The organism is Paraburkholderia sp. FW306-02-B (genome assembly GCF_058782725.1).
In genome coordinates this window covers 3,986,020-4,000,254 of record NZ_JBYSXZ010000001.1, presented here as the reverse complement: position 1 = coordinate 4,000,254, position 14,235 = coordinate 3,986,020, and the positions used below count along the sequence as shown (strand labels likewise).

The 14,235-nt window shown below is 64.7% G+C and carries 14 protein-coding genes; 4 read left to right on the top strand and 10 right to left on the bottom strand.

Annotated features, from left to right (window positions below; all coding sequences use genetic code 11):
• Positions 1–54 precede the first annotated feature (54 nt).
• The gene (locus AC3WOG_RS17830) at positions 55–1,185 is read right to left on the bottom strand and encodes an anhydro-N-acetylmuramic acid kinase (RefSeq protein ID WP_492579202.1); all 1,131 of its coding nucleotides are present in this window, start codon (positions 1,183–1,185) and stop codon (positions 55–57) included.
• Positions 1,186–1,435: 250 nt separating this feature from the next.
• Here AC3WOG_RS17830 and tyrS point away from each other — a divergent pair, with 250 nt between their 5' ends.
• The 3 genes from tyrS to AC3WOG_RS17815 all read left to right on the top strand — a co-directional run bounded on the left by tyrS (position 1,436) and on the right by AC3WOG_RS17815 (position 3,954).
• On the top strand, positions 1,436–2,680 hold the full coding sequence (gene tyrS / locus AC3WOG_RS17825) for a tyrosine--tRNA ligase (protein WP_492579201.1): 1,245 nt from the start codon (positions 1,436–1,438) through the stop codon (positions 2,678–2,680).
• A gap of 37 nt (positions 2,681–2,717) precedes the next feature.
• On the top strand, positions 2,718–3,176 hold the full coding sequence (dtd, locus tag AC3WOG_RS17820; RefSeq protein ID WP_492579200.1) for a D-aminoacyl-tRNA deacylase: 459 nt from the start codon (positions 2,718–2,720) through the stop codon (positions 3,174–3,176).
• A gap of 106 nt (positions 3,177–3,282) precedes the next feature.
• A complete protein-coding gene (locus AC3WOG_RS17815; RefSeq protein WP_492579199.1) occupies positions 3,283–3,954 on the top strand; it encodes a histidine phosphatase family protein in 672 nt (223 codons plus the stop codon).
• A gap of 24 nt (positions 3,955–3,978) precedes the next feature.
• Here AC3WOG_RS17815 and AC3WOG_RS17810 read toward each other — a convergent pair whose 3' ends face one another.
• The 3 genes from AC3WOG_RS17810 to ruvA all read right to left on the bottom strand — a co-directional run bounded on the left by AC3WOG_RS17810 (position 3,979) and on the right by ruvA (position 6,783).
• Positions 3,979–4,917, bottom strand: coding sequence for an oxygenase MpaB family protein (locus AC3WOG_RS17810; protein WP_492579198.1), 939 nt, complete (start codon positions 4,915–4,917; stop codon positions 3,979–3,981).
• 33 nt (positions 4,918–4,950) lie between these two features.
• Entirely contained in the window at positions 4,951–6,015 is a 1,065-nt protein-coding gene (gene ruvB, locus AC3WOG_RS17805) for a Holliday junction branch migration DNA helicase RuvB (RefSeq protein ID WP_341314320.1), read from the bottom strand.
• 186 nt (positions 6,016–6,201) lie between these two features.
• Positions 6,202–6,783 (bottom strand): Holliday junction branch migration protein RuvA, encoded by a 582-nt coding sequence (gene ruvA / locus AC3WOG_RS17800; protein ID WP_492579197.1) that lies wholly within the window; start codon positions 6,781–6,783, stop codon positions 6,202–6,204.
• Positions 6,784–7,001: 218 nt separating this feature from the next.
• Here ruvA and AC3WOG_RS17795 point away from each other — a divergent pair, with 218 nt between their 5' ends.
• A complete protein-coding gene (locus tag AC3WOG_RS17795) occupies positions 7,002–7,634 on the top strand; it encodes a LysE family translocator (protein WP_492579196.1) in 633 nt (210 codons plus the stop codon).
• Positions 7,635–7,646: 12 nt separating this feature from the next.
• On the opposite strand, the gene ruvC is transcribed toward AC3WOG_RS17795, so the two are convergent.
• The 6 genes from ruvC to AC3WOG_RS17765 form a co-directional block, all read right to left on the bottom strand.
• Positions 7,647–8,189, bottom strand: coding sequence for a crossover junction endodeoxyribonuclease RuvC (ruvC, locus tag AC3WOG_RS17790; protein WP_492579195.1), 543 nt, complete (start codon positions 8,187–8,189; stop codon positions 7,647–7,649).
• A 195-nt stretch (positions 8,190–8,384) separates the two neighbouring features.
• Positions 8,385–9,950 carry a bifunctional phosphoribosylaminoimidazolecarboxamide formyltransferase/IMP cyclohydrolase gene (gene purH / locus AC3WOG_RS17785; RefSeq protein ID WP_492579194.1) on the bottom strand — a complete coding sequence of 522 codons (1,566 nt, stop codon included), beginning with the start codon at positions 9,948–9,950 and terminating at the stop codon, positions 8,385–8,387.
• Between the two features lie 46 nt (positions 9,951–9,996).
• Positions 9,997–10,230 (bottom strand): Fis family transcriptional regulator, encoded by a 234-nt coding sequence (locus AC3WOG_RS17780; protein WP_007180440.1) that lies wholly within the window; start codon positions 10,228–10,230, stop codon positions 9,997–9,999.
• Positions 10,227–11,294, bottom strand: coding sequence for a tRNA dihydrouridine synthase DusB (gene dusB, locus AC3WOG_RS17775; protein WP_492579193.1), 1,068 nt, complete (start codon positions 11,292–11,294; stop codon positions 10,227–10,229). The genes AC3WOG_RS17780 and dusB overlap by 4 nt, the downstream gene beginning before the upstream one ends.
• Before the next feature lie 229 nt (positions 11,295–11,523).
• Positions 11,524–12,750: a UbiH/UbiF/VisC/COQ6 family ubiquinone biosynthesis hydroxylase gene (locus AC3WOG_RS17770; RefSeq protein WP_492579192.1), complete on the bottom strand. Its 1,227-nt coding sequence runs from the start codon at positions 12,748–12,750 to the stop codon at positions 11,524–11,526.
• A 6-nt stretch (positions 12,751–12,756) separates the two neighbouring features.
• Positions 12,757–14,163: an aminopeptidase P N-terminal domain-containing protein gene (locus AC3WOG_RS17765; protein ID WP_492579191.1), complete on the bottom strand. Its 1,407-nt coding sequence runs from the start codon at positions 14,161–14,163 to the stop codon at positions 12,757–12,759.
• Between the last annotated feature and the right edge of the window lie 72 nt (positions 14,164–14,235).

Below are 14,235 nucleotides of genomic sequence, written 5' to 3'. Positions count from 1 at the left end.
TAAAAAAACGGGGCTTTGGCCCCGTTTTTTATTGCCTGAACCCGAAGCGCGCGGTCAACGCGGATAAATCGCCCCCAGCACGCGCTCGGCGGTGGCACCGGTGACGGCCGGCAAATTGCCCGGCAGGCGCGCCACGCAACGCATCGCCAGCCACGCGAACGCCAGAGGCTCGACCTGGCTTGGCGGCACGCCGAGGGCGTCGGTGGTCAGAACCGGCACGCCGCTTACGCCGCTTTCCTCCAGCGCCGCCTGCAGCGCCTTCATCAGTTCCGGGTTGCGCGCGCCGCCGCCACAAACATAGACCGCCCTGGCATCCGACGCATGCCGCTCGATTTCGCGCGCGACTGTCACCGCGGACAGCGCGACCAGCGTTGCTTGCACGTCGGCGGGAGAAAGCGTGGCGAACGGCTGGAGCTTCGCGTCGAGCCATGCGGGGTTGAACAGGTCGCGGCCGGTGCTTTTGGGCGGTTGTTGCGCGAAAAAGGGTTCGTCGAGCAATGCACAAAGCAGCGTTCGATGGACTTGACCGCTCGCCGCGAAATGGCCGTTTTCGTCGAACGGTTTGCCAAGATGGCGCTGCGCCCACTCGTCCAAGAGCGCGTTGGCCGGACCGCAGTCGAAGCCGCGTACGCCGCCCGTCGCGTTCAGGATCGTGATGTTGCTGATGCCGCCAAGATTGCAGACCACCCGCGTTTCGTCTTTCGCGCCGAATATCGTGGCGTGAAACGCCGGTACGAGCGGCGCGCCCTGGCCGCCGGCTGCGACATCGCGGCTGCGGAAATCGGCGACCACGTCGATGTGTGTCATTTCCGCAAGCAGTGCCGGGTTGTTGATCTGCCGCGTATAGCCTTTCTCCGGCCGATGCCGCACCGTCTGGCCATGCACGCCGATCGCGCGGACCTCGGCGGCGGACAATCTGCCGCTGCGCAGCAGTTCGTGGCAGCACACCGTGTAGCGGGTGGCGAGCGCATTGGCCGCCAGCGCCTCGCGTTCGATCTCGTTGTGGCCCGGCTGTTGCAGCGCGAACAGCGCCTCGCGCAAGCCTGCCGCGAAGCCGACGAACGCCTCGGCCCGTACAACCGGCGGTTTCCCTTTGGCAAATTCGACGGCCACGCCGTCCACGCCGTCCATGCTCGTGCCGGACATCAGTCCGAAGTAGACGCCGTCTGCGGGGTCTTGCGCCACGTTGCTGCTCCTTTCGATAGTTCGTTGCAATCGTTTTAGCAGATTATCAGCGCAAGCGAGGCGGAGCATATAGCTTTGCGACGCCGGCCCTGCGCTTGATTTGCGCCTGATTTGCGCGTGATTTGTGCCTGATTTTGCGCTTGAATCAGCGGAAACCGGCCGGCGCAGGGCGCATTGTGACCGAGTCAGTGGGCGCGGCGGCGCGCATCTATGGGACAATCTCCTTTTTTCGCGACTTCACGTTTCCAGCATGAGCACCGAGCCGACCAAGCCCAGCCCCGCCTTCCCGATCACCGACGAAGTCCGTCACGCGCTCGCCGTCACCAAACGCGGTGTCGACGAACTGCTGATCGAAGACGAATTCGCGCAAAAGCTCGCGAAGAGCCAGGCGACCGGCACGCCGCTGCGCATCAAGCTAGGCCTCGATCCGACCGCGCCGGATATCCACATCGGCCACACGGTTGTGCTGAACAAGATGCGTCAGTTGCAGGACCTCGGCCATACCGTGATTTTCCTGATCGGCGATTTCACCTCGCTGATCGGCGATCCGTCGGGCCGTAACGCTACGCGCCCGCCGCTCACGCGCGAGCAGATCGAATCGAACGCAAAGACCTATTTCGAGCAGGCCGCGCTGGTGCTCGACCGCGAAAAGACGGAAATCCGCTACAACAGCGAATGGTCGATGCCGCTCGGCGCCGACGGCATGATCAAGCTCGCATCGCGCTACACGGTGGCGCGCATTCTCGAGCGCGAAGATTTCACCAAGCGTTTCCAGGGCGGCGTGCCGATCTCGATCCACGAGTTCCTGTACCCGTTGATGCAAGGCTACGACTCGGTCGCGCTGAATGCCGACCTCGAGCTCGGCGGCACGGACCAGAAATTCAACCTGCTGGTGGGCCGTGAATTGCAGAAGCAGTACGGCCAGGAACCGCAGTGCATCTTGACGATGCCGCTGCTCGAAGGGCTCGACGGTGTCGAAAAGATGTCGAAGTCGAAGAACAATTACATTGGCATCAGCGAAAAACCGAACGACATGTTCGGCAAGCTGATGAGCATTTCCGACGTGCTGATGTGGCGTTACTTCGAACTGCTGTCGTTCCGCCCGATGGAAGAGATCACCGGTTTCAGGCGTGAGATCGAAGCGGGCCGCAATCCGCGCGATTTCAAGGTGATGCTCGGCCAGGAAATTGTCGCGCGCTTCCACACGCAGGCCGATGCCGAGCGCGCGCTCGAAGACTTCAACCATCGCGCGAAGGGCGGCGTGCCGGACGATATTCCCGCGGTGGCGCTCACAGGCGCGCCGCTCGCGATCGGCCAGTTGCTCAAGCAGGCCAACCTCGTGCCGTCGACCAGCGAAGCGCTGCGCAACATCGAGCAGGGCGGCGTGAAGATCGATGGCGCGGCCGTGTCCGACAAGGGCCTGAAAGTCGAAGCCGGCGAGTTCGTCGTGCAGGTCGGCAAGCGCCGTTTTGCGCGCGTCACGCTGACGGCTTGATGGCCGCGCTTTTACTGATGCATTCGGAGTCGAGCCGTTGATCGCGCTGATCCAACGCGTGCGGCGCGCGGAAGTGCGCGTCGGCGAACGTGTGACCGGCGCGATCGATGCGGGCCTGCTCGCGCTCGTGTGCGCCGAACGCGGCGACACCGACGCGGCCGCCGACCGGCTGCTGGCGAAGGTGCTCGGTTACCGCGTATTCAGCGACGCGGCCGGCAAGATGAATCTGTCCGTACAGAATCTCGATGGCGCCGGGCGCGCGGGTGGTCTGCTGCTCGTTTCGCAGTTCACGTTGGCTGCGGACACCAACAGCGGCCTGCGCCCGAGCTTCACACCGGCGGCAGCGCCTGACGAAGGCAGGCGTCTGTTCGATTACTTCGTATCGTCCGCACGGGCGCAGCATCCGATCGTCGAGACCGGTGAATTCGGCGCCGATATGCAAGTGTCGCTCGTCAACGACGGGCCGGTCACGTTCTGGTTGCAGACGCACGCCTGAACTGCCGCTGACGTTTCTCGCCCAGCGGCGCGCATCAACTCCACCTACCGCTTTTTGCGACAATAGCGGCTCGGCATAACCGGCTACTGGCGCCCACGCTCATCCCATGACCACGCAGATTCTGTTTATCCGGCACGGCGAGACCGACTGGAATCGCATCAAGCGCATTCAGGGGCACATCGACATTCCGCTCGCGACAACCGGCCTGGCACAAGCGCAACGGCTCGCGCGCCGTATTGCGGACGATGCAAAGCGGGGCGCGCGGCTCGATGCGATCTATTCGAGCGATTTGCAACGCGCGCAGCAAACGGCGCAACCGATCGCGGATGCGCTCGGCTTGCCGCTGCAACTGCGCGAAGGCCTGCGTGAGCGTTCGTATGGTGCGTTCCAAGGGCATGACAGCGACGAGATCGCCGTCCGTTTTCCCGATGAGTATGCGCACTGGCAAACCCGCGATCCGGGTTTCGCGCCGCCGGACGGCGAATCGCAACGCGCGTTCTACCATCGTGTGCTGCACGCGGTCGAGCCGGTCGTTGCCGCGCATCCGGGCGGCCGGATCGCGTGTGTCGCGCATGGCGGCGTACTGGATTGCGTGCGCCGGTTTGCTTGCGCTTTGCCGCTCGACGCACCGCGCAATTACGCGTTGCTGAACACAAGCGTCAACGTGGTGGATTTCGATGCTGGAAAGGCAACGATCGTTTCGTGGGCAGACGTCGCGCATCTCGATGCAGCCAGCGAGGACGACAGCTTCAGGAAGGTGCCGGAGCCGGGGCGCTAATCAGCACGGCGCAGTTCGCGTGGGTCAGTCCGATTTTTGCGCGGCGGCAACGCGTCGACGCGCGCGCTTCGAGACGCCGTTCACCAGCGCCCAGCGGATCACGGGCGCGGCCAATCTGACGCCGGGCCTCGCGAACGCGCGGCGCATACCCGCGAAGCGTTCGAACCCAAGCATTGCTTGCGCCCAATCGGGCAACAGATCGACGCCGGCGTTGAACATCAACATCCCGGCGGGCCGCATCGCCACGCTCGGGGCCGGCGCGTTGATCAGAACCTTCACGACTTCGCGGGTGCGCTCGCTGGCCACCAGTTCGGGTTGCATGGCGAGCAGGTAAGCGTCGATCCCGGCGCGTGAGCGCGGAATATTCGACGCGCCGAGCATATCGGCAATACGCGCGGTTTCCGCGAAGTACTGATCCTGGGCGGCCGCCGGCAGCAACGGGTTCACATACCTTAAGTGCGCAGTCATAAAGCTCGATACTTCCGCCACATGCACCCACGTCAGCAACGCAGGATCGCTCGCGCGGTACAGGCGGCCATCGGGCGCGATGCCGTTCACGCCAAGGTGAATCCGTTTAACGCGTTCGATCAGCGCTAACGCATCGTGCCGGTCGCCATAAGTCGTGCCGGCGATGAAGGTCGCGGTGCGGCGCAGCCGGCCAAGAATGTCAGTGCGAAACGACGAGTGATCCCACACGCCGGCCAGCGCCAGCGGATGCAATGCCTGGAGCAGAAGCGCGCTGATGCCGCCCGTCATCATCGACGTGAAGTCGGCGTGGACTTTCCAGCACACGGAGTCGGGTCCGAACAGTCCGGGATCGCCCGGTGGCGATGAATAGTCGAGCGTCGGGCCGCTGCCGCTCGTCAGATGCGTGACGCCGGCCGCGAGCTTCGAGCGGATCCTTGCAGCGAGCAATTGCGCGAGACCGTCGCGAGAGGTGGGCTGCCTGGCTTGATCGGACATCGCTAGATCGGTCTCACGCGACGGATAACCGGCTCAGGACGCGGCCGAATCCCACAGGCCGGGCACAGGGCTCGAAGCATCAGGCGCGGCGAGACCGAAATGGCGATACGTCAGCAGCGTGGCGACCCGGCCGCGCGGCGTGCGCTGCAAGAAGCCTTGCTGGATCAGATACGGTTCGAGCACGTCTTCGATCGTGTCGCGCTCTTCGCCGATCGCCGCCGCCAGATTGTCGACGCCGACCGGGCCGCCGTCGAACTTGTGCAGGATCGCTTCGAGCAGCTTGCGGTCCATCAGGTCAAAGCCGACCGCATCTACGTCGAGCATTCTGAGCGCGGCGTCAGCGACCTGCGCGGTGATGTTGCCGTCGGCTTTCACTTCGGCGAAATCGCGCACGCGGCGCAGCAGCCGGTTCGCGATCCGCGGCGTGCCACGTGCGCGCCTGGCGATTTCGAACGCGCCGTCAGGATGGATCTGCGCATGCAGCAGCGACGCCGAACGCGTGACAATACGCGCCAGTTCCTCGGCGTTATAAAACTCGAGCCGCGCGACGATGCCGAAACGGTCGCGCAGCGGATTGGTCAGCATGCCCGCGCGGGTGGTCGCGCCGACCAGCGTGAACGGCTGCAGATCCAGCTTCACGCTGCGCGCGGCCGGCCCTTCGCCGATCATGATGTCGATCTGATAATCCTCCAACGCCGGATACAGAATTTCCTCGACGACCGGCGAAAGCCGGTGAATTTCGTCGATGAACAAAACGTCGTTGGCTTCGAGATTGGTGAGCAGTGCGGCGAGGTCGCCCGCGCGTTCGAGCACCGGGCCGGAGGTTTGCCGCAGATTGACGCCCATTTCCCGCGCGATGATGTGCGCGAGCGTGGTCTTGCCGAGACCCGGCGGGCCGAACAGCAAGACGTGGTCGAGCGATTCGGAACGGCGTTTGGCAGCCTCGATGAAAATTTCCAGCTGACCGCGCACTTTTTCCTGCCCGACATATTCTTCGAGCTGGCGCGGGCGCAACGCGCGCTCGAACGCTTCTTCGTTCGGCGAGACGGGCGTGGCCGCGATGATGCGCTCGGCGGCGAGTTTGTCGGTTTCGATCATGCGGTCATTGTACCGCGCGCGCCCCGAAGGAAGCCCCCCTTGGGGGGCCGCCCGTTGCAGAACCCAGCCGAATGGCCAAGGTGCTCGGCCCCCAAGGGGGCTTCCTTCGGGGCGCGGGCAAGCGTATGCGAAGCTTTACTCATCGCACGCAGGGCTAATCGCCAAGGCTTGAGGCTCAGCTCTCGCTCAGCCCTTGGATAGCGCCTTCAACGCGAGTTTGATGCCCTCGGAAACACCGGTGCCGGCCGGCACGTTCTTGATGGCCGCCAACGCTTCTTTTTCGGAGTAACCCAATGCGATCAGTGCGTTCAGGATATCGGAGGCGTGATCGGATGCCGACGCCGCGCCTGCCATCGCGCCGAGATCGGCGCCGATCTTGCCCTTCAGTTCGAGGAGCAGCCGCTCCGCGGTCTTCTTGCCGATGCCCGGCACGCGCGTCAGACGCGCCGCGTCCTGCATCGTGACGGTCTGCGCCAGTTCGTGCACGCTCATGCCCGACAGCACCGCGAGCGCCATGCGCGCGCCGATGCCGGTGATCTTCAGCAGCTCGCGGAAGGTCGAGCGCTCCCCGGCGGTGCCGAAACCGTACAGCAGATGCGCGTCTTCGCGGACGATCATTTGCGTGAGCAGCACGACGCGTTCGCCGTTCGACGGCAGGTTGTAGAACGTGCTCATCGGCACATCGACTTCGTAGCCGACGCCGTTGCAGTCGACGAGCAGATGCGGCGGGTTTTTTTCCAGCAGAACGCCGGCAATGCGACCGATCATGGCGGATTCAATCTTTAGAGAAAGAGCGAGTGTAGCGCAGCGAGTGCGCAGCAGGCGTGGCGGCACGATGCAAAAGCGCGGCGAGAAATAACGACGGCGAATCGGGACAGCGGCGCGTGCCGCGTTATGCGCAATCGCGGTTGACCGGCGCGAGGCGGCCCCCTAGACTGAGATCCCTTTTGGCGGGTTCTCGCCCCAACGAACCAAAAGGGGCTTCCATGCTGAGCCTCACCACGCTCGCGCTGTTTGCCGGCGCGTGTCTCGCGTTGACCGCCACGCCCGGCCCCGACATGTTGCTGATCGCTTCACGCAGCGTGAGCCAGGGGCGTTCTGCGGGTTTTGCATCGTTGGCCGGCATTCTGGTCGGCACCTACTGTCACGCGCTGGCCGCCGCGTTCGGTCTGTCGCAGCTGTTTCTGGCGGTGCCGATGGCTTATGACGTTGTGCGTTTCGCCGGCGCCGCGTATCTGCTGTATCTCGCATGGAAAACCTTCCGCACGCAAGGCACCGTGCTGTCGCCGAATGCGTCGATGAGCCGTTATCCGGTCGGCCGTATTTTCCGGCAAGGTCTCTTCACCAATCTGCTGAATCCGAAAGTCGCGTTGTTCGTGCTCGCGCTGTTTCCGCAATTCGTGCGGCCCGAGGCGGGCTCGGTGGCGTTGCAGATCATGGTTCTGGCAACCGTGCTGAATCTGATCGGTTTCTGCGTGAACGGGGCGGTGATTCTGATGGCGAGCAAATTGAGCCGCAAGCTGTCGGCGGGGCGCCGGCCGTCGCGGGTGCCGCAATATCTGCTGGGGACCGTGTTTGCCGGGCTGGCCTGCCGGTTGGCGCTGGCGAGCCGGAACTGAGCGCGACTTCGACTATCCCACCAAGCGCCCGCGCCGCACCCGCAAACCCTTCTTCGCCAGCGAAGGCGCAATGCCGCCCAGCGTACTGAGCGTGCTGCCGCCATGCGCGTGGCAGATCGCCATGCCGAGCGCGTCGGCGGCGTCGGTGCTTGGCACGCCGGATAGGTTGAGCAGCCGCACCACCATCTGCTGCATCTGCTCCTTGGTCGCGCGGCCATAGCCAACCACCGCCTGCTTCAATTGCAGGGCCGTATATTCGGCGACCGGTACGCCGCCCGCCACCAGTCCGCAGATCGCGGCGCCGCGCGCCTGACCGAGCAGAAGAGTGGATTGCGGGTTGACGTTGACGAACACCTTTTCGATCGCGGACTGATCGGGCGAATGCTGAAGGATCAACGTCGAAATGCCTTCGAAAATGGTGCCGAGGCGCGACGGCAGATCGGCGTCGGCGGTCTTGATGACGCCGCTCGCGACGTAGCTGAGCGTGTGTCCGCTTTGATCGATCACGCCGAAGCCGGTCACGCGCAAGCCAGGGTCGATGCCGAGAATTCTCATGAGGTGCCGCACGTGCGGTAAAGACGAAGTGCTTGCGATACTACAACGAACCCGCCGCATGGCGGCCGGTGTGCTGTGATGTAGCCGGAATAAAAAACGGCCCGGCAGAAAACGCTGCCAGGCCGCTTCGCTCAAGCTAGACCAGCGACCGTCGCTTCACAGAGAAGCCGGCGCCGTCCGCCAAGCCTGAATCCATCAATGCCGGAAGTGACGCACGCCGGTCACCACCATCGCGATGTTGTGCTCGTCAGCCGCGCCGATCACTTCGTCGTCGCGCATCGAGCCGCCCGGCTGGATCACGCAGGTCGCGCCCGCTGCCACCACCACGTCGAGGCCGTCGCGGAACGGGAAGAACGCATCCGACGCCACTGCCGAACCGGTCAGCGTCAAACCTGCGTTCTGCGCCTTGATGCTTGCGATGCGCGCCGAGTCCACGCGGCTCATCTGGCCCGCGCCGACGCCGAGTGTCATGCCATTGCCGCAGAACACGATCGCGTTCGACTTCACGTACTTCGCAACACGCCATGCGAACAGCAGATCGTCCATTTCCTTCGGCGTCGGATGACGCTTCGTGACGACGCGCAATTCGCGCGGTTGCACGTTCTTCGAATCGAGCGATTGCACCAGCAGACCGCCACCGACGCGCTTCAGATCGAACGTGTTGTGGCCCTCGCCCAAGGCGATTTCCAGCAAACGCACGTTCTGCTTGGCCGCGAACACCTGGCGAGCCGCCGCGCTGAACGAAGGCGCGATCAGCACTTCGACGAACTGCTTGGCCACCGCTTGGGCCGCCGCTTCGTCGACTTCGCGGTTGAACGCGATGATGCCGCCGAACGCCGAGGTCGGATCCGTCTGGAACGCCTTCGAATACGCTTCGTTCGCGTCCGCGCCCACTGCCACGCCGCACGGATTCGCGTGTTTGACGATCACGCAGGCCGGCACGTCGAAGGTCTTCACGCATTCCCACGCTGCATCGGAATCGGCGATGTTGTTGTACGACAGTTCCTTGCCTTGCAACTGGTTGTAGTTCGCCAGCGCGCCGGCCGGCACCGACAGGTCGCGATAGAACGCGGCGCTCTGGTGCGGGTTCTCGCCGTAGCGCAGATCCTGCACCTTGTCGAAAGCCAGGTTGAAGGTAGCCGGGTAAGTGTTGCGCGACGAGTGTTGCAGTTCGTCGGTCAGGCTCGTCAGGTAGTTCGTGATCGCGCCGTCGTACTGCGCGGTGTGCGCGAACACCTTGGTCGCGAGACGGAAGTTGGTCTTGTACGCAACCGTGTTGCCGTTCGCGCGCATTTCGTCGAGCACCGTCGCGTAATCGGCCGGATCGACCACCACCGTCACGTCGCGATGATTCTTCGCAGCGGAACGCAGCATGGTCGGGCCGCCGATGTCGATGTTCTCGATCGCGTCTTCGAGCGAGCATTCTTCCTTCGAGACGGTCTGCACGAACGGGTACAGATTCACGACCAGCAGGTCGATCGTCGGGATGTTGTGCTTTTCAAGCGCCGCCATATGTTCCGGCAGATCGCGGCGCGCGAGAATCCCGCCATGCACCTTCGGATGCAGCGTTTTCACGCGCCCGTCCAGCATTTCCGGGAAGCCCGTGTAATCGGCGACTTCGGTGACGGAGAGGCCCGCGTCCGCGAGCAGTTTCGCGGTGCCGCCGGTCGACAGGATCTTGACGCCGAGGTCCGACAGCGATTTGGCGAAGTCGACGATGCCGGACTTGTCGGAAACGGAGATGAGCGCTTGCTTGATCATGATGAAGACGAAAAGCCGAAGGAAAACGTGGCGGGGCGCCGGGAAACTACAACAAACCGTGCTGTTGCAGCTTCTTGCGCAGCGTATTGCGGTTGATGCCGAGATACTCGGCGGCCAGCGACTGATTGCCGCCGGCCTGCTCGAGCACCACCTCGAGCAACGGTTTTTCTACGCACGAAATAACCATGTCGTAGACGTCGTGCGGATTGGAGCCGTCGAGGTCCTGGAAATACATTCCCAGGCTGTCGCGGACAGATTGTTCGATATTGTTCTTGCTCATGCTGCTAGTCGGTCGGTTTGGTCCGGCTCGCCGTCGTTCTTGTTGAGCGTTTCTTCGACGTAGACGAGGCGGTCGGAAATCGCCTTTTGTGCGTCGAAGAACTCGTTGACGGCGAGGAGTTGTTCGCGCGTGGTGTCCAGCGTATTCATGCGATGCCGGAACACGTTGGCGCCAGAAAGGCCGCGAGTGTACCAGCCGATGTGCTTGCGCGCAGTGCGCACACCCGTAAATTCGCCGTAGAACGCGTAGTGATCCTCGAGATGCTCGTTCATCACCTGCTGGATTTCGTCGATGCGCGGCGGCGGCAGCAACTCGCCCGTTTGCAGGAAATGCTCGATCTCGCGGAACAGCCACGGGCGCCCCTGCGCCGCGCGGCCGATCATGATTGCATCGGCGCCGGTGGCGGCGAGCACCTCGCGCGCTTTTTGTGGCGACGCTATGTCGCCGTTGGCGACCACCGGAATGCGCACCGCCGCCTTCACCGCGGCGATGGTCTCGTATTCGGCGTCGCCGTGATACAGGTCGGCGCGCGTGCGGCCGTGCACGGTCAGCATCGAAATGCCGGCGGCTTCGGCCAGACGCGCAACGGTCAAGGCATTCTTGTTGTCGCGGTCCCAGCCGGTGCGGATTTTCAGCGTGACGGGCACCGCATCGGGCCCCGCGCCCACCGCACCGACCACCGCCTCGACGATGCGTTGCACCAGCGGTTCGTTCTGCAGCAGCGCTGAACCGGCCGCGACGTTGCAGACCTTTTTGGCCGGGCAACCCATGTTGATGTCGATGATCTGCGCGCCGTTGGCGACGTTGTAGCGGGCCGCTTCGGCCATCATGGCCGGATCGGCGCCGGCGATCTGCACCGCGATCGGCTCGACCTCGCCAGCGTGGTTGGCGCGGCGCATGGTTTTCTCGCTTTTCCACAACTGCGCGTTCGACGCGACCATTTCCGACACCGCATAGCCCGCGCCCAGCCGCTTGCAAAGCTGCCGGAACGGCCGGTCGGTCACGCCCGCCATCGGGGCGACGAACAGGTTATTACGCAGATTGTGGGAGCCGAGAGTAGGCATGACGTGGCCGCGCGCGCAGCCGATTGTTTCAGTTTCTTTTCAGATTCTGTCAACCGGAGCATTCGCGAAATGCGAGGGAAAACCGTTATTTTAGCGTTAACGGATAGCCGGCACCCGACTTGAGCCTGTCGTAACTCATTAAATCCTCTATGAAAGTGCCCCGGTTCATAGAACCGGCACCGCTCGCGCTTGCTGTCATGTCGACGCAGCGCGCGAGCGAGCGGCGCGCTCAGCGGCGCTGGCCGAACATCATTTGCCGTGCCAGCGCGGTTTTCACCGGCGGCACGAATTCGAGCGCGGTGAGTGCGAGGCCGCGCACGATCGCCAGCGGTGGGAAGTCGACGGTGAAGAGGCGCGCGAGCGTGTCGGTGGCGCCGATCGTCAGGCGCCGGTCCAGCGCGCGGCGCTGGGCGAACTCGGCCAGCGCGAGCGGCGTGGCGCCTTCTGCTGACAGCGCGTCGGCGAGCGCGTGCGCGTCACGCAGGCCGAGATTCAGACCTTGACCCGCCACCGGATGCAGCGTCTGCGCCGCGTTGCCGATCGCGACCACGCGGCCCTTGACCAGCGTATCGACCGCGTTCAGCCCCAAGGGAAACGACGCGCGTCCTTTGATCTGCGTAAAGCGTCCCATGCGGTCGCCGAAGGCAGCGCCGAGTTCGCGCAGGAATGCCTCGTCGGAGAGCTGTGAACGGCGCGCGGCTTCGTCCGGCGCGCAGCACCAGACCAGCGCGTAGTCCGCGCCGCGCACGCCGCCCATCGGCAGCAGCGCGATCGGCCCTTGCGACGTGAAGCGCTCCCATGCAACGTGCGGTTGCGGCGCCGATACGCTGACCGTGCCGACCAGCGCGGTTTGCCCGTAATCGCGCGTGCCGCCTTTGCCGGCGCCTTTGCCGGTTTTCTGGTCGCCGAACAAACCGCCCTCGGCGTTCACCAGAATGCGCGTGCGCAGATGGCGCGTGACGCCCGCGGTTTCGACCGGCAGCGTGACGCCGTCATGCTCCTGAACCGGTGCTGACGCGGAAGTCGAGCGAAACCAGTGCACCGGACTTGCGTGGACCGCTTCGGCAAGCCCATGGACGATCGAGCCGTAGCGCAGCACGTAACCGAGCGCCGGCAGGCCGTGTTCGCTGTGATCGATCAGCGTGCGGCCGAAATGGCCGCGCTGCGATACGTGGATGCGCTGGATCGCGGTGGCGTCGGCGGGCCAGCGCAGCGGTTCGAGAATCATCCGGCTGCCGTGCGACACGGCAATCGCGCGCGGATCGACGATCGAGTCTTCCGGCTCGCGCGCATCGATCAGCGCGATCTTCAGCGCCTGCGTCGCGCTGCGGCGCGTCAGCCATCCAGCCAGCGCGAGCCCCACCGGGCCGGCGCCGACGATGGTCACGTCGAAATCGAATGAGGCGTCGGACGCGGCGGGTTTCAGGATCACTGCCGACTGGGAAACGTCGTTCATTGCGGGTTACTTCCTTGCTTCATGGGCCGCGCGGGCTTCCTGCATCAGCGCTTCGATCTCGTCGGCGGCGACCGGCACGTCGCGCGTGATCAGCTCGCAACCGTGCGGCGTGACGATCGCGTCGTCCTCGATGCGGATGCCGATGTTCCAGTAGCGCTCCGGCACGCCTTCGGCCGGACGGATATACAGACCGGGCTCGATGGTCAGCGTCATCGATGCTTGCAGCGTGCGCCATGGCAGCGCGCCCGCTTCGTCGCGCGGCGCGCCGCGCTCGCGATAGTCGCCGCAATCGTGCACGTCCATGCCGATCCAGTGGCCGGTGCGGTGCATATAGAACGGCGCATAGGCGCGCTCGGCGAGCGCGTCGTCGACCGACTTGAATTTCGTGCGGTCGACGATGCCCGTGTCGAGCAGGCCTTGCGACAGCACGCGCACGGCGGCCTGGTGCGGATCGTCGAAGCTGGCGCCGGCGTGGGTGGCGTCGACGGCAGCCTGCTGCGCGGCCAGCACGATGTCGTACAGCTCGCGCTGCGCCGGGGTGAAGCGGCCGCTGGCGGGGAAGGTGCGGGTGATGTCGGACGCGTAGCCGTCGAGTTCGCAGGCCGCATCGATCAGGATCAGGTCGCCGTCCTGGGCGATGGCGTTACCGGCCGGGTAGTGCAGCACGCAGGCGTTCGCGCCCGCGGCGACGATCGACGTGTAAGCCGGCGCCTGTGCGCCGAATTTGCGGAAGGTGTACAGCAACTCGGCTTCGAGCTCGTACTCGCGCACGCCAGGCCGGCACGCGGCCATCGCGTGGCGATGCGCCTGTGCGGAAATTTTTCCGGCACGGCGCATGATCGCGAGCTCGTGATCGTCCTTGATGAGCCGCATGTCGTCGAGCAACGGGATGAGATCGCGCGCGGCGGTGGGCGCCGCGACGCCGCTGCGGCCCTGCGCGCGCACCGCGTCGAGCCAGCCGCGTACCTGTTCGTCCAGTTGCGCGGACGTGCCGAGCGCGTAATGCAGCGATGGCTTGTCCGTCAGAATGCGCGGCAGTTGCGCATTGACTTCGCCGATGGCGAATGCGGCGTCGAAGCCGAACGCCTCGCGCGCGCCATCCGGGCCGAAGCGGAAGCCTTCCCACGTCTCCCGCTCGACGTTCTTCGCGCGGCAGAACAGGATCGAAGCCGGCTCGCCCGGCGCGGCGCTTGCGTCGAGCACCAGCAGCGCCTCGGGTTCGGTGAAGCCGGTCAGGTAGTAGAAGTAGCTGTCGTGCCGGTATGGGTAATCGGCGTCCCGGTTGCGCAGCTTTTCCGGCGCGGTGGGTACGATGGCGACGCCGCCGCCCGCGGCGCGCAGCGCGGCGAGTACGCGCTCGCGGCGCGTGCGGTAAACGTCGATGGCGATGGTGGGTTCGGTCGGCTGGTTCATCGTGCGATTGTAGCGCCCAATGCGCGGACTTTTTTTGTGCGGATACGGGTGGTCGGGATGGCGGAGCTTGCC